The 23,578-nt window shown below is 51.5% G+C and carries 29 protein-coding genes and 1 pseudogene; 15 read left to right on the top strand and 15 right to left on the bottom strand.

The window, feature by feature from the left end:
- The first annotated feature begins 1 nt into the window (after position 1).
- Entirely contained in the window at positions 2-1,462 is a 1,461-nt protein-coding gene (locus QMZ65_RS07390; RefSeq protein WP_283215700.1) for a UbiD family decarboxylase, read from the top strand.
- A gap of 179 nt (positions 1,463-1,641) precedes the next feature.
- On the opposite strand, the gene QMZ65_RS07385 is transcribed toward QMZ65_RS07390, so the two are convergent.
- On the bottom strand, positions 1,642-2,595 hold the full coding sequence (locus QMZ65_RS07385) for a GlxA family transcriptional regulator (protein WP_283215699.1): 954 nt from the start codon (positions 2,593-2,595) through the stop codon (positions 1,642-1,644).
- Between the two features lie 114 nt (positions 2,596-2,709).
- On the opposite strand from QMZ65_RS07385, the gene QMZ65_RS07380 reads away from it, so the two are divergent.
- From QMZ65_RS07380 to QMZ65_RS07365, 4 genes are all read left to right on the top strand, one after another.
- Positions 2,710-3,351 carry an HD domain-containing protein gene (locus QMZ65_RS07380; RefSeq protein WP_160834232.1) on the top strand — a complete coding sequence of 214 codons (642 nt, stop codon included), beginning with the start codon at positions 2,710-2,712 and terminating at the stop codon, positions 3,349-3,351.
- 107 nt (positions 3,352-3,458) lie between these two features.
- Positions 3,459-3,776 carry an antibiotic biosynthesis monooxygenase family protein gene (locus QMZ65_RS07375; protein ID WP_160834233.1) on the top strand — a complete coding sequence of 106 codons (318 nt, stop codon included), beginning with the start codon at positions 3,459-3,461 and terminating at the stop codon, positions 3,774-3,776.
- Positions 3,769-4,164 carry an amino acid-binding protein gene (locus QMZ65_RS07370; RefSeq protein ID WP_283215698.1) on the top strand — a complete coding sequence of 132 codons (396 nt, stop codon included), beginning with the start codon at positions 3,769-3,771 and terminating at the stop codon, positions 4,162-4,164. The genes QMZ65_RS07375 and QMZ65_RS07370 overlap by 8 nt, the downstream gene beginning before the upstream one ends.
- Positions 4,140-4,853 carry an ArsR/SmtB family transcription factor gene (locus QMZ65_RS07365; protein WP_283215697.1) on the top strand — a complete coding sequence of 238 codons (714 nt, stop codon included), beginning with the start codon at positions 4,140-4,142 and terminating at the stop codon, positions 4,851-4,853. The genes QMZ65_RS07370 and QMZ65_RS07365 overlap by 25 nt, the downstream gene beginning before the upstream one ends.
- A 224-nt stretch (positions 4,854-5,077) precedes the next feature.
- On the opposite strand, the gene QMZ65_RS07360 is transcribed toward QMZ65_RS07365, so the two are convergent.
- A complete protein-coding gene (locus QMZ65_RS07360; RefSeq protein ID WP_283215696.1) occupies positions 5,078-5,620 on the bottom strand; it encodes a DUF924 family protein in 543 nt (180 codons plus the stop codon).
- Positions 5,621-5,736: 116 nt separating this feature from the next.
- Here QMZ65_RS07360 and QMZ65_RS07355 point away from each other — a divergent pair, with 116 nt between their 5' ends.
- Positions 5,737-6,198: a YlaC family protein gene (locus QMZ65_RS07355; protein WP_160834236.1), complete on the top strand. Its 462-nt coding sequence runs from the start codon at positions 5,737-5,739 to the stop codon at positions 6,196-6,198.
- A 39-nt stretch (positions 6,199-6,237) separates the two neighbouring features.
- Here the strand turns inward: QMZ65_RS07355 and QMZ65_RS07350 are convergent, their stop codons facing one another.
- The 3 genes from QMZ65_RS07350 to QMZ65_RS07340 all read right to left on the bottom strand — a co-directional run bounded on the left by QMZ65_RS07350 (position 6,238) and on the right by QMZ65_RS07340 (position 10,247).
- On the bottom strand, positions 6,238-7,434 hold the full coding sequence (locus tag QMZ65_RS07350) for a cupin domain-containing protein (RefSeq protein WP_283215851.1): 1,197 nt from the start codon (positions 7,432-7,434) through the stop codon (positions 6,238-6,240).
- A gap of 455 nt (positions 7,435-7,889) precedes the next feature.
- Complete coding sequence (locus tag QMZ65_RS07345; RefSeq protein WP_283215695.1) at positions 7,890-9,089, bottom strand: FAD-dependent oxidoreductase; 1,200 nt, start codon at positions 9,087-9,089, stop codon at positions 7,890-7,892.
- 123 nt (positions 9,090-9,212) lie between these two features.
- Positions 9,213-10,247: an SDR family oxidoreductase gene (locus QMZ65_RS07340; protein ID WP_283215694.1), complete on the bottom strand. Its 1,035-nt coding sequence runs from the start codon at positions 10,245-10,247 to the stop codon at positions 9,213-9,215.
- 97 nt (positions 10,248-10,344) lie between these two features.
- Between QMZ65_RS07340 and QMZ65_RS07335 the strand changes: the two genes are divergently transcribed.
- Positions 10,345-11,268: an AraC family transcriptional regulator gene (locus QMZ65_RS07335; protein WP_283215693.1), complete on the top strand. Its 924-nt coding sequence runs from the start codon at positions 10,345-10,347 to the stop codon at positions 11,266-11,268.
- Between the two features lie 102 nt (positions 11,269-11,370).
- On the opposite strand, the gene QMZ65_RS07330 is transcribed toward QMZ65_RS07335, so the two are convergent.
- Positions 11,371-11,877 carry a GNAT family N-acetyltransferase gene (locus QMZ65_RS07330; protein WP_211729006.1) on the bottom strand — a complete coding sequence of 169 codons (507 nt, stop codon included), beginning with the start codon at positions 11,875-11,877 and terminating at the stop codon, positions 11,371-11,373.
- 55 nt (positions 11,878-11,932) lie between these two features.
- On the opposite strand from QMZ65_RS07330, the gene QMZ65_RS07325 reads away from it, so the two are divergent.
- Complete coding sequence (locus tag QMZ65_RS07325; RefSeq protein ID WP_058960949.1) at positions 11,933-12,514, top strand: XRE family transcriptional regulator; 582 nt, start codon at positions 11,933-11,935, stop codon at positions 12,512-12,514.
- A 3-nt stretch (positions 12,515-12,517) separates the two neighbouring features.
- On the opposite strand, the gene QMZ65_RS07320 is transcribed toward QMZ65_RS07325, so the two are convergent.
- Positions 12,518-13,456 carry an AraC family transcriptional regulator gene (locus tag QMZ65_RS07320; RefSeq protein WP_283215692.1) on the bottom strand — a complete coding sequence of 313 codons (939 nt, stop codon included), beginning with the start codon at positions 13,454-13,456 and terminating at the stop codon, positions 12,518-12,520.
- A 108-nt stretch (positions 13,457-13,564) separates the two neighbouring features.
- Here QMZ65_RS07320 and QMZ65_RS07315 point away from each other — a divergent pair, with 108 nt between their 5' ends.
- Positions 13,565-14,404, top strand: coding sequence for an oxidoreductase (locus QMZ65_RS07315; RefSeq protein ID WP_283215691.1), 840 nt, complete (start codon positions 13,565-13,567; stop codon positions 14,402-14,404).
- Between the two features lie 87 nt (positions 14,405-14,491).
- Here QMZ65_RS07315 and QMZ65_RS07310 read toward each other — a convergent pair whose 3' ends face one another.
- A complete protein-coding gene (locus QMZ65_RS07310; RefSeq protein ID WP_097119077.1) occupies positions 14,492-14,818 on the bottom strand; it encodes a helix-turn-helix domain-containing protein in 327 nt (108 codons plus the stop codon).
- Positions 14,811-15,200 (bottom strand): annotated as a pseudogene (locus QMZ65_RS07305) (type II toxin-antitoxin system RelE/ParE family toxin). Before QMZ65_RS07305 ends, QMZ65_RS07310 begins: the two are co-directional and overlap by 8 nt.
- 283 nt (positions 15,201-15,483) lie before the next feature.
- On the opposite strand from QMZ65_RS07305, the gene ycgZ reads away from it, so the two are divergent.
- Positions 15,484-15,729, top strand: coding sequence for a regulatory protein YcgZ (gene ycgZ, locus QMZ65_RS07300; protein WP_283215690.1), 246 nt, complete (start codon positions 15,484-15,486; stop codon positions 15,727-15,729).
- Positions 15,730-15,853: 124 nt separating this feature from the next.
- Positions 15,854-16,144, top strand: coding sequence for a hypothetical protein (locus tag QMZ65_RS07295; RefSeq protein ID WP_097119075.1), 291 nt, complete (start codon positions 15,854-15,856; stop codon positions 16,142-16,144).
- A gap of 95 nt (positions 16,145-16,239) precedes the next feature.
- Here the strand turns inward: QMZ65_RS07295 and QMZ65_RS07290 are convergent, their stop codons facing one another.
- The 3 genes from QMZ65_RS07290 to QMZ65_RS07280 form a co-directional block, all read right to left on the bottom strand.
- Positions 16,240-16,527: a chorismate mutase gene (locus QMZ65_RS07290; RefSeq protein ID WP_097119074.1), complete on the bottom strand. Its 288-nt coding sequence runs from the start codon at positions 16,525-16,527 to the stop codon at positions 16,240-16,242.
- A gap of 24 nt (positions 16,528-16,551) precedes the next feature.
- Entirely contained in the window at positions 16,552-17,166 is a 615-nt protein-coding gene (locus tag QMZ65_RS07285) for a LysE family translocator (protein WP_211729012.1), read from the bottom strand.
- A gap of 77 nt (positions 17,167-17,243) precedes the next feature.
- The gene (locus QMZ65_RS07280; protein ID WP_283215689.1) at positions 17,244-17,990 is read right to left on the bottom strand and encodes a helix-turn-helix transcriptional regulator; all 747 of its coding nucleotides are present in this window, start codon (positions 17,988-17,990) and stop codon (positions 17,244-17,246) included.
- 352 nt (positions 17,991-18,342) lie between these two features.
- Between QMZ65_RS07280 and QMZ65_RS07275 the strand changes: the two genes are divergently transcribed.
- Entirely contained in the window at positions 18,343-18,879 is a 537-nt protein-coding gene (locus tag QMZ65_RS07275) for a cysteine hydrolase family protein (protein WP_283215688.1), read from the top strand.
- Between the two features lie 172 nt (positions 18,880-19,051).
- On the opposite strand, the gene QMZ65_RS07270 is transcribed toward QMZ65_RS07275, so the two are convergent.
- Entirely contained in the window at positions 19,052-19,402 is a 351-nt protein-coding gene (locus tag QMZ65_RS07270) for a DUF3147 family protein (RefSeq protein ID WP_034824206.1), read from the bottom strand.
- 9 nt (positions 19,403-19,411) lie between these two features.
- A complete protein-coding gene (locus QMZ65_RS07265) occupies positions 19,412-19,687 on the bottom strand; it encodes a metal/formaldehyde-sensitive transcriptional repressor (protein ID WP_034824208.1) in 276 nt (91 codons plus the stop codon).
- Between the two features lie 115 nt (positions 19,688-19,802).
- Between QMZ65_RS07265 and QMZ65_RS07260 the strand changes: the two genes are divergently transcribed.
- Entirely contained in the window at positions 19,803-20,771 is a 969-nt protein-coding gene (locus tag QMZ65_RS07260; protein ID WP_283215687.1) for a nickel/cobalt efflux protein RcnA, read from the top strand.
- Positions 20,772-20,783: 12 nt separating this feature from the next.
- Positions 20,784-20,960 (top strand): DUF1289 domain-containing protein, encoded by a 177-nt coding sequence (locus QMZ65_RS07255; protein WP_034829866.1) that lies wholly within the window; start codon positions 20,784-20,786, stop codon positions 20,958-20,960.
- Here QMZ65_RS07255 and QMZ65_RS07250 read toward each other — a convergent pair whose 3' ends face one another.
- Entirely contained in the window at positions 20,961-21,833 is an 873-nt protein-coding gene (locus QMZ65_RS07250) for a LysR substrate-binding domain-containing protein (RefSeq protein ID WP_034829867.1), read from the bottom strand.
- 178 nt (positions 21,834-22,011) lie between these two features.
- Between QMZ65_RS07250 and QMZ65_RS07245 the strand changes: the two genes are divergently transcribed.
- Positions 22,012-23,544 carry an MFS transporter gene (locus tag QMZ65_RS07245; protein ID WP_283215686.1) on the top strand — a complete coding sequence of 511 codons (1,533 nt, stop codon included), beginning with the start codon at positions 22,012-22,014 and terminating at the stop codon, positions 23,542-23,544.
- The last annotated feature ends 34 nt before the right edge of the window (positions 23,545-23,578 follow it).

Raw genomic sequence — 23,578 nt, 5'->3', positions numbered from 1 at the left:
GATGAAATATTACGGCGATTTACGCAGCTTTATCACTGCCCTCGATGAAATGGGCGACATCATGCATGTGCAGCGTGAAGTGGATGATGATTTCGAACCCAGCGCCATCACGCGCCGCAGCTATGAAATCCAGTCACCTGCGCCGCTGTTTCACAAGGTCGCCGGTGTCGCGCCGGGCTTTCGTCTGTTTGGTGCGCCTGCGGCATTATCGTCGCGCAGCGATATGCCCTACTCACGCGTCGCGATGTCACTGGGCTTAGCCCCTGAGTCCAGCGGCCCGGAGATTATCGAAGCTCTGTCCGCTGCCCGCTTTAAACCCGGTATTCCGCCTGTCCGCGTTGAGTCTGCTCAGGCAGAATGCCAGCAGAATATATTACGTGGCGATGCGGCAAATCTTGACCGCTTCCCTATCCCGTTCGCTCATGACAAAGACGGTGGTCGTTACGCCAACACCTGGGGCACGCTGATTGTGAAAACCCCGGATGGAAAATGGGTCAACTGGTCTATTGCCCGCGTGATGAAAGTGGATGGCAAGCGCATGGTTGGTCTGATTGTACCAAGTCAGCATATTGGTCAGATCTGGACGCAGTGGGTAGCACGCGGTGAGTCGATGCCTTATGCACTCGTGCAAGGTCCTGCGCCGGCGATCTCATGTGTGTCAGGGATTCCGATCCCAGCCCACGCGGATGAAGCCGATTACATCGGCACTTTGGCGGGAGAGCCAGTGCCGGTAGTGAAAGCCATTAGTCTCGATCTTGATGTGCCCGCAACGGCTGAAATTGTGATTGAAGGCCATGTCTCGATTGAGCGCGATTGTCAGGAAGGTCCCTACGGCGAGTACGGCGGCTATCTGGGCGAAGGCTCTTCGGCTCAGCCCACTTTCCACGTGGAAACCATTACCCATCGCGACGATCCGATCTGGCCGATGTCGATCACCGGTCGCCCCACCGATGAATCGCACACCTTGTGGGCAATGGGCTTAGCGGCGGATGCACTGACTTATCTGCGTGAAGCGGAATTGCCGATCAAAACCACCTGGATTCCGGAAGATTCCACCGTGCACTGGTTGCTGGTGGTGATGCCAGAAAACTGGCGCGTACTGCTGCCGGGTGTCAGCAGTGAAGAGTTGGCCCAACGCATTGGTGAAGTGCTGTTCAAAACCGATGCGATGGTATTTATCCCGAAAGTCTATGTCGTGGATGATGACTTTGATCCCACCAACCTGCGTGAAGTGGTTTGGGCATTGTCAACGCGCGTGCACCCGGTAGGCCGTCGTGCGGTGTTTGAGAATCAACGTGTCATTCGCCTGCCACAATGCTACGACGAGGCAGAATACGTTGCCGGGAAAGGCGCCAAAGTCGTGTTTGACACCTTACAGACTAAGCGCCATTTGCATGCTTCATTCGCGCAAGGCTATCCGGAAGAAGTACGTCAGCGCATTCTGGATAACTGGCCGGAATAAATAATACACACCAACCGTAGCGGCCACATTTATTGCGCATCTTCCAGTGCCACCCTGGCTTTGAATACGCGTGATAAATCACGCCGCTACGGTGCTCAACGCCTCTTCTACTCATGAAACGTAGCGACGCAATATATTGCCAGTATTGACGTCTCATGCATGCGCTAAGAGCCGCGCCGCTAGCGCATAAACATCTTGCGATACATCGATGGCGTCATGCCCGTCACCTTAACAAAAGCCCGTCGTAGAACATCGTTACTGCGGTAACCACAGGCGGCCGGAATGGCTTTCAGCGGCATTGATCCTGCTTCCAGCAACTTACGCGCTTGATCAATTCGCGCATTCTCCAGCCAATTGCCCGCCTGTACATCCATATGCTGACGGAAAAGCCTCGCTAAATGCCGTGTGCTAATTTGCATATGTGCGGCAAGATCATCGAGTGAACTCACCTGTGCCAGATTGGCCAAAGCCCATCTCTGCATCTCCTGAAACGCACTGCGCCCACCCAGCGAAAGTGGTTGTTTGCGAACAAAATGCCCTTGATTCACTGGCCGTTGAAAGAACATCACCAAATTGGCAGCGATATCCTGAGCCAATTCGCGCCCCAAATCTTCTTCCACCAACCTCAGGGCAAGATCGAGCCCCGACGTGACGCCAGCGGCGGTACGCAATCGTCCATCTGCGATATAAAGCGCATCGGCCTCCACCTGCGCATCCGGTACCTGTTCCATCAGTGCGTCAGCGCAGGCCCAATGGGTCGTCACTTTTTTACCACTCAGCAACCCGGTTTGTGCCAGCAGCAGCGCACCGGTACAAATCGAGCCAAAGCGCTGGCTGTGATGGCATAGCTCAATCAGACGAGCGGTTTGCTGCGCAGTTAGCTGCATATCCCGCGCCTCAGGTGCCCCCGCGATCAGAAACGTGTCAATTTGCTGGATATCGTGCAGTGTAATATCCGCCATCAGGCGCACGCCCGAGGAACAACGAATATGTTCCCCTTCCAGTGACATGACTTGCAGCTGGTAAACGGCACGATTGAGCAGTCGGTTAGCTTCGGCAAACACATCCAACGGTCCAGAGACATCGAGCAATTGCGCCCCCGGCACCGCTAAAATCGCAAGATGGTGATTCATGCGCTATTCCCGTCTGTAAAAGTCTTAATGTCTTAAAAGGTCGCCAAAAGCTTATTTAAGACATTCTGCCTCGGCATTAAGCTGGTTGCAACTTAACCGAGCGGAGAACCTCCCATGAAATTTTCCATTAACGGCATCACTATTCCCGATACTGCAATGACCCGTGACGCGACGACGTTCGTCCGTGATACCGAATCCGATTTGCTGTTTCACCACTCCAGCCGCGTCTATTACTGGGGCGCACTCGCAGGACGCCGCTTAGATCTTAAGGTGGATGCTGAGCTGCTTTATGTCGGCTGTATGTTCCATGATGTTGGCCTGACGCACGAACACTGCAGCTGCGACAAACGCTTTGAGGTGGATGGCGCCAATGCGGCGCGCGATTTCTTGCAACAGTATGGTGTAGAGCAGGCCGATATCGATAAAGTCTGGACCGCGATTGCGCTGCATACCACCCCGGGCATTCCGCAATTTATGGCCCCGGAAATTGCATTAGTCACCGCTGGCGTGGAAATGGATGTATTGGGCATCAACTATGATCACTTCAGCGATGCGGAGCGTGAAGCCGTGGTAGAACAGCATCCACGCCCAGCCCAATTTAAGGAGGAGATTATTCAGGCTTTCTACGATGGGATTAAAAACAAGCCTGATACCACCTTCGGCAATGTTAAAGCCGATGTCATTGCCGATAAGCAGCCTGGTTTTTCACCAATGAATTTTTGTCGCGTCATCCGTCAGTCTCGCTGGGTGGGATGAGTGGGCTGGCGCAGCGAACTCGCGCTGCGCCATACTTCGTTGTTCGCCGAAGCATCTTCATCTCCACTCGCTACACTGCTGCCATCACTGACTGATGGAGCTGAACCATGATTGCTGTCCTGTTTGAAGCACGCACCCAACCTGAGCACCAAGCCCGCTATCTTGAACTCGCCGCACAACTGAAATCTCAACTTACCCGTTTGCCTGGGTTTATTTCAGTAGAGCGATTTTCAAGCCTCAACGATCCTGGAAAGATCCTGTCCCTCTCCTACTGGGAAAACGAAGAGGCCGTGCTGGCATGGAAGAGAAATATCTCGCACCAAAAGGCTCAACAGGAGGGTCGAAACAGCTTGTTTTCTTTCTACCACATCCGTATCGCCGCTGTACTGCGGGAATACGCGCACGAGGCAAGCCAACATGTTTGATATTCACGTGATGCTCAATAATGTCCCAGGCGAGTTAGCCGCATTAGGTTTGACCCTTGGCAAGCATGGTGTAGGACTTGAAGGAGGCGGCGTGTTCACGGTGGGTGAACAAAGTCACGCGCATTTTTTAGTTGTGCATGGGGAGCAAGCCAGACAAGTGCTAATGGCGGCCGGTTTTCAGGTGGTTTCAGTACAACAGCCGCTGATCCGCAAGCTGAAACAGGATCGACCAGGACAGCTTGGCGATATTGCTGACGTGCTAGCACGCAATGGCGTTAACATTCAGCTTCAATACAGTGACCACAACAACCAGTTGATCCTGATTACCGATAATCCTGAACGTGCAGCAGAGGTAACCACCGCATGGCAAGCCGTAGCAGCCCCATAATCACCAATGAGACGGCGGAACAAGGCTTGCAGCAGGCGATGTCTGCTGTGGCTGCCGCTCTGGCCGACCCTTCGCGTGTCAGCATTTTGTGCGCGGTGATGGATGGCCGTGCCTGGACAGCCACAGAATTAAGCGGCGTCGCCGATATCGCCGCCTCCACCACCAGCGGACATCTGGGCAAACTACTGGATGCCCGCCTTGTCACGTGTTTATCTAAGGGCCGCCATCGCTATTTCCGTTTGGCGGGCAACGATATTGCGCACCTGCTTGAAACCCTTATGGGGGTATCGATGCAGCCACAGCGAGCACTGGTTTCCGCTACACCCAGCCATCTGCGCCATGCCCGCACCTGTTATGATCATTTGGCAGGTGAACTGGCGGTTGAGATATACAGTTTTATGCAAGAAAACGAGTGGGTTGTTGCCGACGGTAGTGCTCTTACCCCCTTAGGCCGGCGGCAGTTAGAGGGCATCGGCATGCAGCGAAATCTTCGTAGTAAACGTAAACCTTGTTGTGCCTGCCTCGACTGGAGTGAACGCCGCATGCATCTCGGTGGCGCAGCGGGAGCCGCGCTTCTTAGTCTGCTAATTGATAAACAATGGCTAAGCCGCACGGCAGGCTATCGAGAGATAAATGTCACACCAGCCGGGAAAAAGGCGCTTCAACGCCTATTTTGCGTGCAGTTGTAAACATCAAAATAACACGTTCGTCACAAATATAACCTTTATCAAATCAGCAAAATTTAATCATCGATCATTTTATGTACTGGCCACTTATCGTTGCTAATATAGTGACGCAACACACAGCAATGCGTTGCCTACGAGAATTTTTCCTTGGTTTAATTACCCCGCCCGCTTAGCGGGCTTTTTTTGTCCATGTATGCCCCATCCCAATAGCAGAGGCAGATGTTGAGTCAATAAAATGAGCGTTTCCTCTCATTAAGAAACGCTTGCTCTGCCGGCGTTGATGGGCGATTTAGGCGCTGATTACGATGTGGATAGCGACCAAACACTTCAATAATCTGCCGATGCTCTAACTCACTCTGATAGTAAGACGATCCTTTCAGCGCATCGAACAACACTTCGGCTTGTTGATGGATAACACGAGACTCGGCATGCATCCAGGGCATCAAGAGAAAGCCTTTTTCATCCAGGTTCAGTGACGCATAGCCCGGAGTTTTCACCGCTTCCTGCGCGAGCAATAGCGCCATGCCATCCTGCTGCCAGGCGAGAGCACTGTCCCGGTGAAGATTGCGGGAGAATTGATCCAGCACGATGATTTCTGCCAATCGTCCCCGAATGTCTTTCCGCCAGGCCGATAGCTCACCGCGACGAGCCGCTTCCCAGTTATCATAAAAACCATCTCGTATCGCTTCATCAAACCCGTCATTCTGTTTGAACCAATAGCTTTCATTGTGCGCGTTAAACCAGAATGCCAATACGGTTTCATACTCCATTCTCTTCCCCACAGATAATTCCCCTAATCACCATCAAGGTTAGGCTAAAATCGTGGTGGTTATCTGTTAGACTCGCGCGGGCGCAGTATGGATAAGGAAACCACTGAGGTGAATGCATGAGTAATCAACTAGATGAGCGACTACAAACCGAGCTGGATAGAATCAACGTAGAAGAGCAGCGTAATGACCGCCCCTACTTTGATATCTCCTTTATCAAAAATTATCCCGGTTTATTCAGCCTGATGTGGATACTGTTTGTTCTTACCATGGCGCTGCTGTTGTACTCCGACTCTTTCGGCACCATCGAATATGTGGTTTGCATTCTGATTTTTGCGGTGTGTAATTTCTTCTTCTTCTTCCATGTCAATCCGTCGTACAAAGCGAAGGATATCGATAAAGGTGCCTGGAAGAATTGCTACACCGGTGACTGGTATATGGAAGTCCATGTCCGGGACGCTTTTGTCGATGAACTGCTGGGCAGCGCCATTCTGACCGAGAGTGAAAAAACACGGCTAAACGAGATGCGCGCCAGAAAAGGCTATCTGTACTTTGCTGATATCTATCGTTTAAGGCATTAAACCCTTATTGCGCGCCGCTCCCGCGACGCGCTTTCCATGCTATTTCACCACCGGATGCTTAGCAAACTGCAGCGCCTGCATAAATTTATCATCCAGATGCAGATGCTGCCGCACCAAATCTGCTGGCGTACTGGCTAACCATTGGTTCAATGAAATATCCTCGTAGTAATCGCTTTTAAATAATTCTAAAAACCGCAGCGGCTTATCACCGATATTTTCAATGTAATGCCCCATGGCGAAAGGAACATAGCCAACATCACCCGCGCGGAAATCGAAGGTCCGAGCCTGCCCCGATGAGGCAAACACGCCCATGCGCCCTTCACCTTCCAGATAGTATTGCCACTCATCGTTGTTTGGATGCCAATGCAATTCCCGCATAGCGCCGGGCTCAAGTTCCACCAATGCAGCGGCGACGGTTTTTGATATGGGGAAATTACTGGTGTCGGTAATGCGTACAGTGCCACCCGGCAGGGTAATCGGTTTTTGCGCCAGCATTTTATGCGAGAAATTCAGCACAGATTTCACGCCACCTTTCACAGCTGCAGAATCCCCGCCCTCCGGCGCTTTCCCGGCAAAAATATACTCGTCGGCCGGTGATGGCAGCGTGTTGAAAACGTCCGCTGATACGCCAAAATTTTTGGCGAGCACTTCAGGCGGAATGTGTTTAAACCAGTCGCTAAGCAGGAAAGTGCTGTCCTCATCAAAGTTACCGTTATCAAAGGCCAGTAAAAACTCGCAGCCGTCGGGACCGAGCCCCTGGATAGAGTGCGGCACACCGGGCGGGAAATACCACAAGTCACCGACGCCAACATCATCCACAAACCATCCACCTTGGGTGTCCAGTGCAGTGATACGTGCATTGCCATAGAGCATGTACGCCCACTCGCCCTCTTTATGCCAGTGCAGTTCACGAATGCCGCCATTATCAAGCCGCATATCTACACCAGCGATGGTAGTGGAAATCCCTAATTCGCGTTGTGTCACCTGCCGCGTCCAACCTCCGCTGCCTTTGCGTACATGCGCATCGCTAAAAGAGAAGCGCAGATTCGGTAATGTACCGCTGTCTGTTGCGGGTGGATCGACAATATCGGGATTGAGCCCCTCACGGATAGGATCGTGTGGACCGGGGTCGCGGGGATGGCGGGGATCGTTTGCTGGGTAAGTGGCCACTGTTGCCTCGTGGGCATGAACTTTACCCGCTGCCAGCGCCACGGTGCCACCCGCTGCAAATGCCATGAAGGTTCGACGAGATAAGTTTTCTAATTTCATACCTGCTGTTTCCTCAGTTTCTTATGGTCTTAAAAGAGCTCATTAACCATAGTGAAACTGTGGTATTGCGATGTAACAGCGTGCGAGTCATTTCAAATCAAGGATTTAATCGAGGACAGAAACTAATCTCATCAACAGGTTAAAATAAACAAATTGTTGATTAAACATTGAGGGTCTGGCGCGCATCCAAATGAATAAAAGGCACGAAGAGATTAACTCAGCTAAAAAACCATTAGAAAAAATTATCAAAACCCCATCATAAAGTTAATGAAATGTTACAAATGACAAGCAGATCGCTTATACCCACCTGCATTTTGATGAGGGTTAGCAGACAACCCACTGTTGTCTGCTCTGTGAATCTATTGTTGCCGCTGGAGGCATCGGGATAAATGGAAGCAGGTTTCAGGATTGGAAAGCCAAACTTACTCATTGAGATGTTCTGGTTTTTCAGTTCGAAAGCCTAAACCAATTAAACGACCGAACAGATAGCGCAAGAACGGGAAACGGCTGATCATCTGCGGCACTTTACTCGGCGTAGTGCGCTTACGTTTATTACTGCTCATTTTAATTTGCAGGAATTGCGTGGCAACGGTGGGAAACTGTCGGCGCTGTTGCACTTTCTGCAGGTCACGTAGTGTGACATGACCTTTTTTCAGTGGAAGAGTCAGGCAATTGGCCGCTGCCACCGCATCCTGAATCGCCAGATTGACGCCAACGCCACCAATCGGCGACATCGCATGGGCTGCATCACCAATGCACAGCACGCCGGGCTTCATCCACTGATCCAGCCGGTCAATGCGAATCGACAACAGCTTCAATTTGTCCCAACCGTCGAGATCCGCCATGCGCTCAGCGCTGAAGGGCGCCACTTCAGCCATAGCCTGCTTTAGCGTCTCCAGACCGGCAAGCTTTAATGCGTCAAACTCTCCTTTTTGGATGGTGTAGCCGCATTGCCAGTAGTCACCGCGATCAATCACAATGAAATTCTGCTTTGGCCCTTTGTGGCCCATACCCCATTCGGGATCGCTTCCCTGTTTGCCCAACCGGAACCACAGCACATCACGGGATGAGCCAAAGCTTTTACTCTGCAATCCGGCTTTGGCACGTACCTCCGAGTTACGCCCATCCGCGCCTATCACCAACGAGGTATGAATGAGGCGCGTAGCGTTACCCTGTAACGTTTTAACACCCGATACCATACCCTCTGCATAGATCAAATCATCAAAAGCGGTGGATTGTAAGAGCGTGAAGCCGGGAAAAGCGGCCGCTTTGCTCGCGAGAAAATTGAGGAAATCCCATTGCGGCATAAAGGCAATAAAGCGGCACTGCACCGGCAAGCGCGAGAAATCAGCCATCGTGATCTCCTGACCAGCCACTTCTGCCTGTAATTTTTCGGCTCTCTGATGCGGTAAGGTCAGTAGCTCATCCAGCAGCCCGAGATGGCGCATGATCTCCAGCGTCGAGGGATGGATGGTATCGCCACGAAAATCGCGCAGGAAGTCGGGATGTTTTTCAATCACCACGACGCTTAATCCTGATCTCGCCAGTAAATAACCCAGCATTAATCCTGCTGGTCCGCCGCCGACAATACAACAGTCGGCGGTGAGTTCTGTTGGTTGCATCCTGACCTCAGCATAAAGCAATTGATGATAATCGTTATCATTTATATAGCATCGTGTTGAGGTTTAGGTGGGAATAAATGCCACAGTATCTGTCAGTACATAACTGCATGCTGCCCGCAGACGCTAGTTGTGTGAGACCAAACCCAGCTCAATAAAGCTCTGGGCCGTCGCGATAATTGCCTGTTGGGGTGTGCGCGGCTGCCAGCCCAACACAGACATCGCTTTCTCTGCCGTGACGTTCATATCTACCCCCAACAATTTCACCATCCCTATCATCACTGGATTCTTATCTGCAGCAGCCCGCACACTCTCATCCGTGAGTTCGATCATTGATACGCAGCGGGCGGCGTCACCCAGTGACGTTTTCAAGGTATGGGCTACCTCCACCAGACGCAAACTATGGCCCGAACTGGCAAGGAATCGCTCCCCCCTGGCTGCTGGGTGCTTCATAGCGATGACGTGTAAATTGGCGACATCCCGCACATCCACAAAACAGCTGTTGATATCAGGACAACCCGGCTGCCCTTCTAACATCTCTTTGATAATCCGGGTTGAGTGTGAGTAGTCTGCGCCCAGCACAGGTCCGAGTACAGCCACGGGATTGATAGCTGACAGCTCTAAACCCCGCCCCTCCTTCTCAATAAAGGCCCAGGCTGCCCGTTCCGATAAGGTTTTGGAACGTTGATACGGCCATAAATCGCTGTTTAGGTTCGTCCAGTCCGTCTCCTTAAATGGGCGCGGGTAGTCCGCCGCGTGACCGACTCCGACCGCACCAAATGCCGACGTTAACACCACGCGTTTCACGCCTGCATCCCTCGCCGCCCGCAGAACGCGCAAATTTCCCTCAATCGCGGGGTTGATCCAATCGGCCTCGGTGACCTGCTCACCGGATGGTGTAGGTGATGCGCCGTGCAGCACATAAGTACAGCCTTGAGTGGCCGCATCCCAACCCTGATCGGCCATTAAATCAGCCACGACAAATGTCAGGTTTTCGCCTGGCTCTACACCTCCTTGCTGGAGATGTTGTCGCACTTCGTTCTCCCGCTGGGCTGAACGCACCGTCGTGCGCACTCTGTATCCCTGTTTAAGCAGGGAAATAATGCAATGTTGCGCGATAAAACCGGTACCACCCGTCACCAAAACGGTTTCTTTAGTCATGAAAAATGCCTCGCTGTTGTGATACTGAGCAGAGTAAACAGCCATGACCGGATTTTGAATGCTTGATAGTGCGTGTAAGTTGCGTGATAGTACGGAAATGCAAAACGACCCTTTTTCCGACATCCTGAAATTCGTCCACGCGGAATCCCTGGTGACGGGAGGCTTTAGCGCGGGCGGGCGCTGGGCGTTACGTTTCCCTGCGCCCGAGAAGATTAAGTTTTTCGCCGTCCTGAAAGGACAATGCTGGGTTCAGTTTGACGACGGCGCCAGGCCAATTCTGTTCTCAACCGGCGATGTTGGTTTACTGAGTGCAAAACGCGCCTTTGTGCTGTCCAGCGAGCCCGGCGTAGAGCCGGTTGATGCCATGAGTGTGTTTTTCGGTGCCGGAAAACCTCATGCACCCATTGGTGAAGGGGATGATTTTGCGCATATCGGTGGGCATGTCCTGCTGAATCCCACCAGTGGCCGTTTATTGACGCACGTTTTGCCGCCATGGATTCATGTCCCTGCCGCCTCTCCGCAAGCGGCCTCGTTCCGTTGGTTACTGGACCAGTTAGTACAAGAGCGTCGTACCACACAGCCGGGTTCGCAACTGGCCTCGTCACAGTTGGCGCAACTGCTGTTTATTCAGATTTTGCGTGCTCATCTGCAAACCTGTGATGCTTTCCCCGCCAGTTGGCTGCGAGCCCTTGGCGATGCGCGTCTTGCGCCTGCGCTGCAACTGATGCATGGCGATCCGGCAAGAAATTGGCATCTGGAAGAGTTGGCAAAAGCCTGCGCCATGTCACGTACCACCTTTGCTCAGCAGTTTCGAACTGTGGCGGGTGTGACACCGGTTGCCTATCTGACACAATGGCGCATGCGATTAGCCGAACGCGCCTTACGTGAGGAGTCCGATCAGGTGGCCGTGGTGGCGCAGACGCTGGGTTACACTTCAGAAAGCGCCTTCAGCCATGCTTTTAAACGCGAGACGGGAATGTCGCCAAAAGCGTGGCGACTGGCTGAACGTTCGATGGGATAAAAGGCGCCGCCTTAGCACGTAATCGCATGCGCAAACATGTATCGCGGATCATGCAGGATATCGACAGCTTACCCAGTGAATACGTTTTGCAGAAACACTAAGTTAAGGCTGCGGCCTTGCATCAAGCTGAAGCTGCAAAAAGGTCAGATCGAGCCATCGGCCAAATTTGCAGCCTACCTGATTTAATCTCCCCCCATCATTGAAGCCCAGCTTCTTGTGCAGCGCGATTGAAGCGCTGTTCTCTGACTCAATCCCGGCAATCATCATATGTTTGCCCTGCTCGCGCGCCCGCTCAATCAAGGCGGTCATCAGCATGCCGCCCACACCTTGGCCGCGCCCATTTTTATGGACATAGACTGAATGTTCAACGGTATGTCGGTAGCCGTCCCAGGGACGCCAGTCGCCATAGGAGGCGTAGCCAATGACGGCTTGCTCCTGAATCGCCACCAATACCGGAAACCCTGCGGCCTGGCTTGCAGCCATCCACTGGATGCGGTTAGCAATATCCACGGTATTCTCATTCCAAATCGCGGTGGTGTTGAGTACTGCGTCGTTGTAGATGTCCGCGATCGCCCCGGCATCGCCCTCTTCTGCTGCTCGTATTTGCATGATTTCCGCCTCGTCACTATAGTGGATGTTTCGTTTACTATTGTAGTTATCCATTATGTTAGATGAGTTGTCTAGTAAAGAAGATGACATCAATGCGCGCATTGGTCAGAACATTAAAATCGAACGTGAGAAGCGCGGCTGGTCTTTAACCGACCTGGCAGAACAGTCCGGTGTTTCACGGGCGATGATCCATAAAATAGAACGGGGTGAGAGCAGCCCAACTGCGACGTCTCTCGCTCGCCTCGCCGGCTCGTTTGCTATGAGCATGTCGCAGCTCATCGCCCTCACGGAAGTTCAACCCGGGACGTTGCTGCGCCATGCACAACAACCCGTGTGGCAGGATCCGGAAACGGGCTACATTCGCCGCCATATTTCACCTGGCGATATCCCGTTGGATGTCGTGAGTGTAGAGCTCCCTCCGCACACTGACGTGCCAATGCCAGCGATTTCCTACCTTTCACGTCGTCAGTTGATCTGGGTGCTGGAAGGCACTTTGCGCTTTCAGGAGGGCGACAATCTGTTTGAAATGAACGTCGGTGATTGCCTGGAATTGGGCGATCCAACGGATTGCGTGTTTACCAATGCGACTGATGACATTTGTTGTTATGCGGTAATGGTGCTTAAAACCACTGTGTGAGCCCTAATGCGAAGAGACATATGCAGAAGCCTGCTGTGCAGGCAGCACCGCGAAATTGCGCTGCATGCGCTTGATCTCCTCCGCCGGTGGCAGCCCGAACAGACGTTTGAATTCCCGGTTAAATTGGGATGCGCTTTCATAACCCACCGCAAGGCTCGCCGAGGCCGCCGTCATCTCCTGACGCACCATCAGCATTCGCGCCTGATGTAAGCGTACCGATTTCACGTATTGCATCGGTGACTGCTGGGTGATGGTTTTAAAATGCGCGCTGAAGGTCGGCACGCTCATGTTTGCTTCACCCGCCAACTGCGCCAGATTGAGCGTCTGGGCATAGCAGGCATGAATATGACGCAGCGCTTTACCCACCTTGCCGAATTGCCCCTGCAACGTCAGCGCGGCACGCAGTGCCTGACCTTGTGCACCCGTCAACACACGATAATAGAGTTCACGCACCAGTGCGGGGCCGAGGATCTGTGCATCCAAAGGATGACTCAGAGCCGTCAGGAAACGTAGCACTGAATCACGTAGCGGCTGATCCATGGGACTCGACATCATGCTCTGCGCCGCTTTCGCCGTGAAAGGCACTTGCTGTTGCTCTAGTTCCAGCAACAATGCTGTCGCCACACTGAAATCAAGATGCATGTAGATCGCCAGCAACGGGTGTTCTGCGCTCGCTGCGGTTTCCATGGTAAAGGGAACCGGCACAGAAACCGCCAGATAATGTTGCTCATCGTAGAGGTAGATTTGATCGCCAAAGAAACCACGCTTAGTGCCCTGGCAGACAATCACAATACCGGGATCGTAAAGCACTGGCGTGCGTGCTAGTGGGCGATCTGAACGCAAAATACGCACATCAGAAAGTGCCGTCAGGTTGTAGCCCTCATGCGGCGCGAGCGATTTAAGCAATTCCACCGTACGTTGTTGTACCTCTGAATCTACCACCACTCCTCCTCACTCATAAGATTAGGCAATAAAAGCAGAAGATACGGCCTTATAGCGCTGACCTCCAGAGAATATTATGCATGCATCATTCATGTAGGGAGAAAAACGATGTCTACCTCTAAAACACTTTTGATTACTGGTGTAAGCAGCGGTTTCGGTCGTGCGCTGGCGCTGGAGGCCTTAGCCAAAGGTTATCGCGTGATCGGGACGGTGCGAAATGTAGAAGCTAAATTGGCATTTGAACAACTCCATCCGCAAAATGCGCTGGCGTTTGAACTCGATGTCACTCATTTCGCTGTTATTGATGACCTTATAGCCGACATTGAAGCTGATCAGGGTCCAATTGATGTTTTGGTCAATAACGCGGGTTATGGACACGAAGGGATTATGGAGGAGTCCTCGCTGGAGGAGATGCGCCACCAATTTGACGTTAATGTATTTGGTGCCGTGGCGATGATCAAAGCCGTATTGCCCTTCATGCGCCAACGGCGTCGCGGGCATATCCTTAACATCACGTCGATGGGCGGATTTATCACCATGCCGGGCATTAGTTATTACTGTGGGAGTAAGTTTGCGCTGGAAGGAATCTCAGAAACTCTTAGCAAAGAACTCGCCGCATTTAATATTCATGTAACGGCCGTTGCCCCCGGTTCATTCCGTACTGACTGGGCAGGCCGCTCAATGGTGCGAAGCGCGCGCAGCATCAGTGATTATAACGCTCTCTTTGATCCTATCCGCCAGGCAAGAGAAGCGAAAAGCGGCAAACAGCTTGGGGATCCAGAGAAAGCAGCGCGCGCGATGCTGGCTATCATTGAGAGCGATAATCCGCCTGCACATTTGCTGCTCGGCAGCGATGCATTAAAGCTGGTGAAAGATAAACTTGTGGCGTTGAATGCAGAGATCGAGGCGTGGAAAACGCTGACACGTTCAACAGATGGTGATTACTGACCTTTACAGGAATGTAATAGTAATTAGCACATTGGGGGTTCAAATAATTAATAAGGAACTTAAAGCCCCGATTCAGGGGCTTTGGTATTACTGAAGAACACTCAAACCTTTACGATCAATAATATTGAGCAAACGCAGCGCCGCGCCGTTTGGTTTTTTTTCTTCTCGTTCCCATTTAATAATCGTGGCGACTGACATTCCAACGCAAGCCGCCAGCATTGCTTGACTCAAGCCCAAACGCTCACGCAATTCTTTAATAGCCTGGCCCGACATCATAGGCTGAACAGGCAGTGCCGCTCGCAACTCGCGCAATCTTACCCTTGAATCGATTTTTTCTTTAAGATCATCAGAGACAACGCCAATTTCATTGAAATCATGTGCGATTTCCTGAAGATCTTTAAGGTGATTAACCATCACACTGCACCTCTCGCATTTTCCCCGCCCTAATCGCTCGTCTTGCTTGTTCAGTGGTGAGGTTGAATAACTCTTTGGCAACTTGCTTATACTTATAAAGTAGCAGTTCAGTTTCGGTCATTTCTCGTATTGTGCTTTTGACTGCTGACTTAGCATACCCATTTACAAAGAAGAGGTGCTTATCAATTTTGAAAGCAATGACAGCTCTGGCACCACTACTTTAACCTTTGGTTAAGGGAATGCGTTTCTTATATACCCCACCGCCTAAATTAGCTTCATATCGACCCGCGATAACTTCTAACGCTGCAATGCATAGCTTGCCGTCGTCAATCCCATCAGCATTGGTATTTCTGTCGAATGGTTTTAAAACATAAATTGCCATGGTGTCTCCTGACTGTGATTTGATAAGGACGCTCCTTGTCCACACATGCAATATCTATAGTACTAAGTACCATAGGTTAACTCAATCTCTATCTTATTGGCCCAGACATCAAGTTTAAATGCCCTGAAAAGAGTGCTTTTACATAAGCATCTGTAATTAATAGACTAGCACTTTTTGCAAAAAATAGCTCCCCTGATGGTTAACCTTATTTATGTACAACAGGCTTTTCTTTGTATAACTTTAGTGGGCCTGGTGCTCATTAGTTAACCTGGAGGATGGAACCATGCGTCAGGGTAGCAACCTGCTATCAACGTCGGATGCGATTACGCGTTATTTTAATGAGGCTTCCCTGCCTTCTCAGCAGGAAATCCTGGGTAAAATCGTTGGAGAAATACTGCGTTCAGGCCGTTCACTGAGTCGCAAAACGATCTGCACCAAGCTGATTTGCCGACTGGAACAGGCCAACAGCCCGGAAGAAGAGTTGCACTGCCAACAGTTAATTGGCCTGATGTTTACCTCCGAGCGATGATCCTGAGAACATGCGCACCGACCTGACATCGGACAAAGTGGCTTCCGCCTCATAGGTTATTTCACGTTAGACTGAATCCACTTTGTTACCTGTCGCAGGTCTTTGCGGTAACCAGAGAACGTGTATGAACAGAAGTAAAGATGAACGATTAACTGATATCGTCATGGGCGATGCCGTACTGCAGCTGCTGAAAAAAAAGGGGCCGGTGACGAACAGCGCCCTGCTCGATAAGCTTCGTTTGATGGCGTCCGTTGAACCCGATGCTGGCCGCCAAAAAGCACTAAGCCGCGCCATGGCAGAAGTGAAGAACAACATGCAATCCTCCACTCAGGACAGCATGGCACTCAAAGATACCAACAACGTCACACACATTTTTCGCAACCGCGATAATACGGGCAAAGACACACAGCATTAAAATCGGGGCCTCGAGGCACCCTCTTGTTAATGAAATTTTCATAACTTAAGGCTGCAATTTTAACCCATTGCAGCCTTTTTTTGTCGGGCGCTTCACTACGCTTTCAATTCACCATGCTGTTGCAGCTCATAATCGATAAAGGCCGTAATCATCGCACGGTAAACCTGCTCAATAATTTCTTCAGATAACCCCTGCGCTTTTGCCTGACATCTCACTTTATCAATCACCTGTTGGACACGATCGGGAGCGCGTACCGCTGCGCGGTCTTGTTTAAACTGTGCAGCGGCCTTAACACACTCTCCACGCCGGGCAATCAGTGCCACAACTTGTTGATCCACTTTATCAATTTCTTCCCTGACTGCATCAATAGAGTCAAATTCCATCAAGATTTCTCCTTTATAAATGGGTTATCGCGAACTGATGAGCAATTTGATGCCCAGGCAAACAAAGCTCAACGCAAAGATTCGGTTCATAAAGCGCATCACGCGCGGTTTTTCGAGCACCCGACGCCTCATCAGCGCGGCAAAAGCGCCATACAACATAAAGATGAAAAGCGTCAGCAACATAAAAATGGCACTCAGTACTAACATATCTTGTGTCGGCGTCGAACTCTCTGAAGCGATAAATTGCGGTAAAAAAGCCAGAAAAAACAGCGATAATTTAGGGTTAAAGAGATTGAGTAACAGAGCATGGTTAATAATACGCAATGCGGATTTTTTACTCTCCACCTCCGTTGTCAGTGACGTCCGCTCACGTAGCGCCATCCACGCCATGTAGAGCAAGTAGCCAACGCCGATTAGCTTCAACATGTTGAATGCGTAGTCACTGGTATGAAAAATAACGGCTAATCCCAGCAATGTAGCGAGAAGATGCGGCACAATACCGAGCGTGCACCCTAAAGCCGTAATAAAACTTACACGCATTCCTCGATTCAGACCGCTGGCAATAGTTAACATAGCCCCAGGGCCCGGTGACATCACTACCACCAAAGTAGTGACATAAAACTCTATTCCAGCGTGCATTTTTAATCCCTCAGTCGAATGTATCGCCTGAGTATCAATTCACGAAATGCCTGCGTCTTGAACAAAATTGCAGAGGATTACATCAGAATGGCTTTTTGATAGCGTGCCGGCGTGATACCCATTTGGCGCGAGAATGCACGCGTGAGGTGGCTTTGATCGGCAAAACCACTCATAACAGCGGCATCAGCCACACTATTCCCTTTTGCCAGCCATTGTCTTGCATTACGGACGCGCAACTGCATGAGATAGGTATGGGGCGTCATTCCAACTTCACGAGCAAAACTGCGCAAAAGTTGGAATCGACTTAGCCCACACAACGTTGCCAATTCACTCAGGCTCGTCTGACGTGATGGAGCATCATCTAAATATTGCTTTGCCCTTTGTATCGTGGGTGTCATGTTGGGCGGGAAAGCCAGGGTCAGAAGGTGGTGATGACAGAGGTGCATTAAGCATTGTAATAACGTCTCTTCCAGAAAACCCGGTTCAACCTTGGTCTGATTTAAGGCAAAAAAAAGCTGAAACAGACGATGGCTCAGAGAGTTGTCTCTGACTAACGGCTTGAGCACTGCATCGGCATCACTCCTCTCCATCCGTAACTCCTGCCACAACAGTTCAGGTTCCAGATAGACCATCTGCCAGCTACGCGCGCCCTGAAGCGGCATACCATCGTGCACTTCTCCCGGATTGACAATAATCACATCTCCAGGGCCGGCCTCTATCTGCCCCAGCAGGCTCCATGAGCGCTGTGCACCTTGCGAGATGACACCCATCCCGAAGTGATCATGGGAATGGCGCGGGAAGGTATGTTCGCTCTGCAGCGCCATGGCCTCTGTACCCGCCATAGGGCTATGCAGAACGCGTGACAAGTGGACGGGCTTTACCAACGTCGTTTCTCCGCAGATACACACTGACTGCTACTTTAGCGCCTTTTCCTCTCAGCAGAAAAAAAACCGCAGGGATTTTGTACGATGTTGTGCTAACGTCAGATTTATTCCCCAATCTGCCGCGAGCCGATGATGTCTTGGTTCATTACGTTGAGCACAGTGACAACCACCACCGCATTCATCGGCGGCGTGAGTGTATCTGTAGCAAAAACGTAAGCGTACAGAATCCTCACCCCGTCAGCCAATGGACGGGGATTGTCTCCGTTCATCACCCAGTGAAAGGAGACACACCATGCCATCCTCAAGTAAAAAAGCGCTATTGATTATCGATATGCAACACGGTTTGTTTTTTGCGCCGCAGCAGCCATTTGCCGCAGAAACTTTGCTGAACAATATCAACACGTTGATTGCCCGTGCACGCGACGCAAAAGCTCCGATCTTTGCTGCTCGCCATACCGGGCCTGAGGGAACACCTCTTGCCGAGAGCAGTCCGCTCACGCAGCTTATTCCACAGTTGGCGATAGATGCCGAGTTGGATGGTGTGTTTGTGAAACGCTACCCCAACTGTTTCCGTGGCACGACGCTCCTTGCTTCGCTACAACTCGCCGGAATTGAAGAGTTGGTGATTTGTGGTATGAAAACAGAATATTGCGTGGATACGACTTGCCGGGCAGCGGCAGACTTAGGCTTTCGCGTGGTAATAATCAGCGATGCACATAGCACGACAGACAACGGGCAGATGAGTGCATCCCAGATCATTGCCCATCATAACCAAACGCTATCGGGTCCGTTTGCCCAACTGGCGGCTATGGCTGACGCGCTCATTTGAATGTTTGGGCGCGGTCAATATCGCGCCCTGACCTCAGTACCGCGCGCGCCCGCTGAATCCCGCACCCAGTAAAATACTTTGATAAACCTGTGTGCTGGATTCTCCCTCCGCATTCATCAAGCGCGAGATAAAAAAGGGGTAAAGAAAACGGGTGCAGGCATAAAAAATCAGACTACATCAACTGTATGCCAAAGCGCTTTAGCAACGTTGCCCACAGGACAAAAAGCACGATAGTTAACAGGCAACTCGCCACCAGCGTGGGCCAAAATCCCCAGCGCTGATAGAGAAATGGAAAGGCGACAAACATCGGCAGGGTTGGCACCACGTACCAGAAGGTATACCAGGCGTGGCTGGCGATCTTTGCCTGGCTCTGACCTTCCAGCTTCATCCAGATCAACACCAATATCGTCACTAATGGCAGCGCCGCAATCAACCCTCCGAGACGGTCACTGCGTTTCGCCACTTCAGAAATCAGCACCACCATGCCCGCCGTGATGGCGTATTTTACGATGAGCCACAGCATGGTTTGCTCCTACTTCAGATATGAACGTATAACGCTGACAATCTCTTCCAAATCCTGAGTGCGCTCCGCTTCGGTGGCAGATTCATTCATCAGGTGCTCTTTGATATGCCCCTCCAGCAGTTCTGCCATTAGACCATTAACTGCCCCGCGTACCGCTGCTACCTGCTGCAACACTTTTAGGCACTCCTCACCCGATTCCAATGCGGTCTCGAGCGAAGCTGCCTGCCCTTTAATACGACGTACGCGGGTTAACAGGCTTTTCTGATGCTTGAGTGTATGGCCCATTCTCGGCTCCTGTTGATCTTAATGTATACTGGGGTATAGTATATTTTCTTTGAATTTTTTGATTTTACGGCACTGCAATGCCGCTTTCAACTTATCACGACACGAGATGCACACCATGAATGATTTCGCTGCCCTGCTGAGCCAGGGCACGTCTAGCGCGTTGCTGTTTATCCCAAGCGCCATCTTGCTTGGGGCGTTGCACGGCCTGGAGCCGGGTCACTCTAAGACGATGATGGCGGCATTTATCGTCGCCATCCGTGGCAGTGTTCGCCAGGCGGTGATTCTGGGTCTGGCAGCCACTTTTTCCCACACTGCGGTGGTATGGCTGATTGCGATGGGCGGGATGTATATCAGTCGGCAGTTTACTGCCGAAGCTGCCGAACCCTGGCTGCAGCTGATTTCAGGCCTCATTATCATTGCAACAGCTGCCTGGATGTTCTGGCGTACCTGGTCTGAAGCACAAGCGTGGCATCAGCAACACGATCATGAACATACGCAGGATCATCATCATGAACATGGGAATCATCATGAGCACGGGCATCATCATGAACATGAGCATCATCATGGGCACGGGCATCATCATGAGCATGAACATCATCATGGGCACGGGCATCATCATGAGCACGGGCATCATCATGAGCATGCTCATCATGAACACGGACATCATGGCGAATTGGCCAGGTTCGCGGAAGGTTCTCAGGAATATCAGGATGCACACGAGCGCGCGCACGCGGAAGACATACGCCGACGCTTTGATGGCCGTGAAATCAGCAATCTGCAAATTCTTCTCTTCGGCCTGACGGGGGGATTAATTCCCTGCCCCGCAGCGATCACGGTCCTCCTTCTCTGCCTGCAGGTGAAGCAGTTTAGTCTTGGTGCGGCGCTGGTGGTCTGCTTCAGCATCGGCCTGGCGCTTACGCTGGTGACCGTCGGCGTAGGTGCGGCGCTAAGTGTTCGGCATGTATCCCGTCGATGGAAAGGTTTCGCCGATATTGCACGCCGTGCACCTTACTTCTCTAGTGCCCTGATTGCCATCGTGGGCGTCTATATGATGTTCCATGGCTACAGTGGCCTCACCCAATAAGGAATTATTTCCATGTCTGTAAAATCGCCTTGTACTGATGTCTGTATTTTTGAGGGAAAAAATGGCTGGTGTCGTGCCTGCGGCCGTACGCGTAAAGAGGCACAGGAGTGGCGCAAAATGTCACCCTATCACCGCAAGGCGATTGAACGCGCATTGAAAGATCGCGTTGCGACGTTGCAAATAAAATAGTCAGGTGCTTCGTTCAATCATGCGCACCAGCTTATTCACTGCGGGAGTACGTTCACGTTTACGATATAAGAACCAAATGGATGAAGGAATAACGGCTCCGGGTATTTCGCGATAAGTGATGCCGGTTAATTTTAATTGAGTCACCAGAATAGCCGGTATTACCGCGACACCATTACCTAATGCGACATTGGCCAGCACTTCATTTAAACTGCCCGCCGACCAGCTACGACTAAGAATAAACCCACCACGCTGTGCAAAGGTCACGGTGCCAGACACTTGTTCGGGCAAAATAAAGGTTTCCCCTTTAAGTTGCGCAGGTTCGATGGGTTGTTCCTGCGCAACCAGCGGGTGGTTATCCGGCAGTGCCAATGCAAAGTGATCTTGCTCGACTTCAATGTATCCGACATCGGCAGGCAACGGCACAGGACCGCGCACAAAGGCAACATCAATAGTACGTTCACTGACCTGAGTGGCCAGTGTATCCATGACTGATTCACGTGCATTGATTGAGATATCAGGTGCGCTGGCACTAAAGCTCGTCAATAACCGGGTTAAAATGCCAGATAATAGTGCGGATGCCACATAGCCCACGCGGATATAACCGCGTTCGCCGCGAGCGGCACTACGTACTCGGGATTTGGCCTGCTCCGCATGTTGTAGAGTCTCACGCGCCTCCTGTTGGAAAATTTCTCCAATCTGCGTCAACTCGACTTTACGTTGAGTGCGATAAAATAATGGCGCACCTAATTCTTCTTCCAATTGATTAATCTGCACCGACAGCGTCGGCGTGGATATATTAAGATTCTCAGCCGCCACGCCATAATGCAGCGTTTTTGCCAGTTCCAGAAAATAGCGTAGATGGCGTAATTCCACGTTTTACCTCCTACTTATCTTGTGTGATGAACATGTCGATCATTACCTGAAACGGAAACGCCAGCGATATAAATGTTGTTAGGTTTTGCCTAACAATAACTCCAGTACTGTTTATTGAATGACTTCCGTGATGGATTCAAGCTGTAAAGCATTCACTACCTTGCTCGCGGGAGAAAAGATGTCCACTGCTACCATTGCACTCGACCATCGCCATCTGAATCGTGTTTTACTCGTTGCCTCAACCGGGTGCGCATTGACGGTAATCGACACCAATATCGTCGGCGTTATGTTGCCAACCATCGCTAAAGGTCTGCATGCTTCTTTTGCAGACATGGAATGGGTCATTGGCGCTTACGTGCTGAGCTTTTCCTCACTCCTTTTGCCGGCAGGGTCGCTGGCAGACAAATTTGGCCGACGCCGACTCTTTCTCGGCGGCATTTTACTCTTTGCACTGGCCTCACTCGCCTGTGGCATGGCGACCAGCGTTTTGGCACTCAATATTGCCCGTACGGTTCAGGGTATTGGCTCCGCATTTCTGCTGGCGCCAGCACTGGCAATTATCGCGCACAGCTTTCGCGATAGTCAGGCACGTAACCGGGCATGGGCGATTTGGGCCGGTGTGATGGGATTAACCATGGTGCTGGCACCGTTGGCCGGTGGCATGATCAGTACGTTGCTTGGCTGGCGCTGGACATTTTTTGTCAATATTCCTATTTGTGCCCTGCTGATGCTGGCCGTCACCCGCCACATTGAGGAATCCAGGCATGAACACGCGGGTAAACTCGATTTACCTGGCATCGCGCTGTTTATCGCAGGCATGTTCTGTTTGACCTGGGCATTAATATTAGCGCCGCAACATGGCTGGTTGAGCCGTGAAGTGGTGGGCAGATTGTGTCTCGGCGCGTTGTGGTTTGGCCTATTTGTCCGTGTGGAAAGTGGCAAAAGCAGGCCGATGTTGAATTTGCAACTTTTCCGCTCGTTCCCCTTTATTGGCGCAGTATTAGCGATGTTTGCTTACGCTGCCACCGCGCAAGTTATGACCTCATTACTGCCGCTGTTATTGCAGAATGTTGAGGGAATGACGCCGTTAATGGCCGGAGCGGGTATGCTGCCTTTCGCTTTGGCAATGCTGCTGTTTCCTGTTATGGCGCGCTGGCTCGGCAAACGCCTGCATGCCGCCACTTTACTGGCTCTTGGCCTGGTCACCGTCTCCTTTGGCAACATGATGATTGCGACTGCCGTGTACCACCACCATTTGCTGCTGACCCTGGCGGGTATGGCCCTACTCGGCAGTGGCGGTGGGCTGCTCAATGGCGAAACCCAAAAGGCGATTATGGCAACCGTACCGCCGCAGCAGGCAGGAATGGCATCGGGTATCAGCACAACAGCCCGTTTTTCCGGCATTTTGTTAGGATTTGCCACGCTGGGCGCGATTCTGGCGGCCAGCACACAGTGGCAATTACAATCAGCGATGCTACACGCGCAGTTGCCCCTTCAACCCGGTTTTAGCGCGCAGGTTATTGCCGGCGATTTCCGCCATGCACTGGCGATGTATGACGCCGTTCATCAGGTCTCTTTACAACCACTCATCATTACCAGCTACGCCGATGGATTTGCCAGCATGTTGTTGTGTGCTGCAGCATTTGCCCTGTTTTCCGCCATCGTTGTGCTCTATTCGGCGCGTCAGCCAATGGCGCTAGCCCAGCGCTAATTTTCACGCGTGGGATCGACTGTCGCACGCACAA

This window comes from Pantoea sp. EABMAA-21, from assembly GCF_030053335.1.
GTDB classification, from domain to species: Bacteria; Pseudomonadota; Gammaproteobacteria; order Enterobacterales; family Enterobacteriaceae; genus Pantoea; species Pantoea communis.
This window is presented reverse-complemented; position numbering and strand designations above follow the sequence as displayed.

Coding starts and splice junctions, on each gene's coding strand:
- QMZ65_RS07340 (WP_283215694.1), bottom strand. CDS start 10,247: ATGACTAAAGAAACCGTTTTGGTGACGGGTGGTACCGGTTTTATCGCG.
- QMZ65_RS07255 (WP_034829866.1), top strand. CDS start 20,784: ATGTCTGTAAAATCGCCTTGTACTGATGTCTGTATTTTTGAGGGAAAA.
- QMZ65_RS07275 (WP_283215688.1), top strand. CDS start 18,343: ATGCCATCCTCAAGTAAAAAAGCGCTATTGATTATCGATATGCAACAC.
- QMZ65_RS07385 (WP_283215699.1), bottom strand. CDS start 2,595: ATGAATCACCATCTTGCGATTTTAGCGGTGCCGGGGGCGCAATTGCTC.
- QMZ65_RS07280 (WP_283215689.1), bottom strand. CDS start 17,990: ATGGCGCTGCAGAGCGAACATACCTTCCCGCGCCATTCCCATGATCAC.
- QMZ65_RS07265 (WP_034824208.1), bottom strand. CDS start 19,687: ATGGGCCATACACTCAAGCATCAGAAAAGCCTGTTAACCCGCGTACGT.
- QMZ65_RS07295 (WP_097119075.1), top strand. CDS start 15,854: ATGAACAGAAGTAAAGATGAACGATTAACTGATATCGTCATGGGCGAT.
- QMZ65_RS07290 (WP_097119074.1), bottom strand. CDS start 16,527: ATGGAATTTGACTCTATTGATGCAGTCAGGGAAGAAATTGATAAAGTG.
- QMZ65_RS07370 (WP_283215698.1), top strand. CDS start 3,769: ATGTTTGATATTCACGTGATGCTCAATAATGTCCCAGGCGAGTTAGCC.
- QMZ65_RS07335 (WP_283215693.1), top strand. CDS start 10,345: ATGCAAAACGACCCTTTTTCCGACATCCTGAAATTCGTCCACGCGGAA.
- QMZ65_RS07355 (WP_160834236.1), top strand. CDS start 5,737: ATGAGTAATCAACTAGATGAGCGACTACAAACCGAGCTGGATAGAATC.
- QMZ65_RS07375 (WP_160834233.1), top strand. CDS start 3,459: ATGATTGCTGTCCTGTTTGAAGCACGCACCCAACCTGAGCACCAAGCC.
- QMZ65_RS07325 (WP_058960949.1), top strand. CDS start 11,933: ATGTTAGATGAGTTGTCTAGTAAAGAAGATGACATCAATGCGCGCATT.
- QMZ65_RS07245 (WP_283215686.1), top strand. CDS start 22,012: ATGTCCACTGCTACCATTGCACTCGACCATCGCCATCTGAATCGTGTT.
- QMZ65_RS07365 (WP_283215697.1), top strand. CDS start 4,140: ATGGCAAGCCGTAGCAGCCCCATAATCACCAATGAGACGGCGGAACAA.
- QMZ65_RS07390 (WP_283215700.1), top strand. CDS start 2: ATGAAATATTACGGCGATTTACGCAGCTTTATCACTGCCCTCGATGAA.
- QMZ65_RS07315 (WP_283215691.1), top strand. CDS start 13,565: ATGTCTACCTCTAAAACACTTTTGATTACTGGTGTAAGCAGCGGTTTC.
- QMZ65_RS07345 (WP_283215695.1), bottom strand. CDS start 9,089: ATGCAACCAACAGAACTCACCGCCGACTGTTGTATTGTCGGCGGCGGA.
- QMZ65_RS07380 (WP_160834232.1), top strand. CDS start 2,710: ATGAAATTTTCCATTAACGGCATCACTATTCCCGATACTGCAATGACC.
- QMZ65_RS07260 (WP_283215687.1), top strand. CDS start 19,803: ATGAATGATTTCGCTGCCCTGCTGAGCCAGGGCACGTCTAGCGCGTTG.
- ycgZ (WP_283215690.1), top strand. CDS start 15,484: ATGCGTCAGGGTAGCAACCTGCTATCAACGTCGGATGCGATTACGCGT.
- QMZ65_RS07310 (WP_097119077.1), bottom strand. CDS start 14,818: ATGGTTAATCACCTTAAAGATCTTCAGGAAATCGCACATGATTTCAAT.
- QMZ65_RS07285 (WP_211729012.1), bottom strand. CDS start 17,166: ATGCACGCTGGAATAGAGTTTTATGTCACTACTTTGGTGGTAGTGATG.
- QMZ65_RS07330 (WP_211729006.1), bottom strand. CDS start 11,877: ATGCAAATACGAGCAGCAGAAGAGGGCGATGCCGGGGCGATCGCGGAC.
- QMZ65_RS07360 (WP_283215696.1), bottom strand. CDS start 5,620: ATGGAGTATGAAACCGTATTGGCATTCTGGTTTAACGCGCACAATGAA.
- QMZ65_RS07350 (WP_283215851.1), bottom strand. CDS start 7,434: ATGGCATTTGCAGCGGGTGGCACCGTGGCGCTGGCAGCGGGTAAAGTT.
- QMZ65_RS07270 (WP_034824206.1), bottom strand. CDS start 19,402: ATGCTGTGGCTCATCGTAAAATACGCCATCACGGCGGGCATGGTGGTG.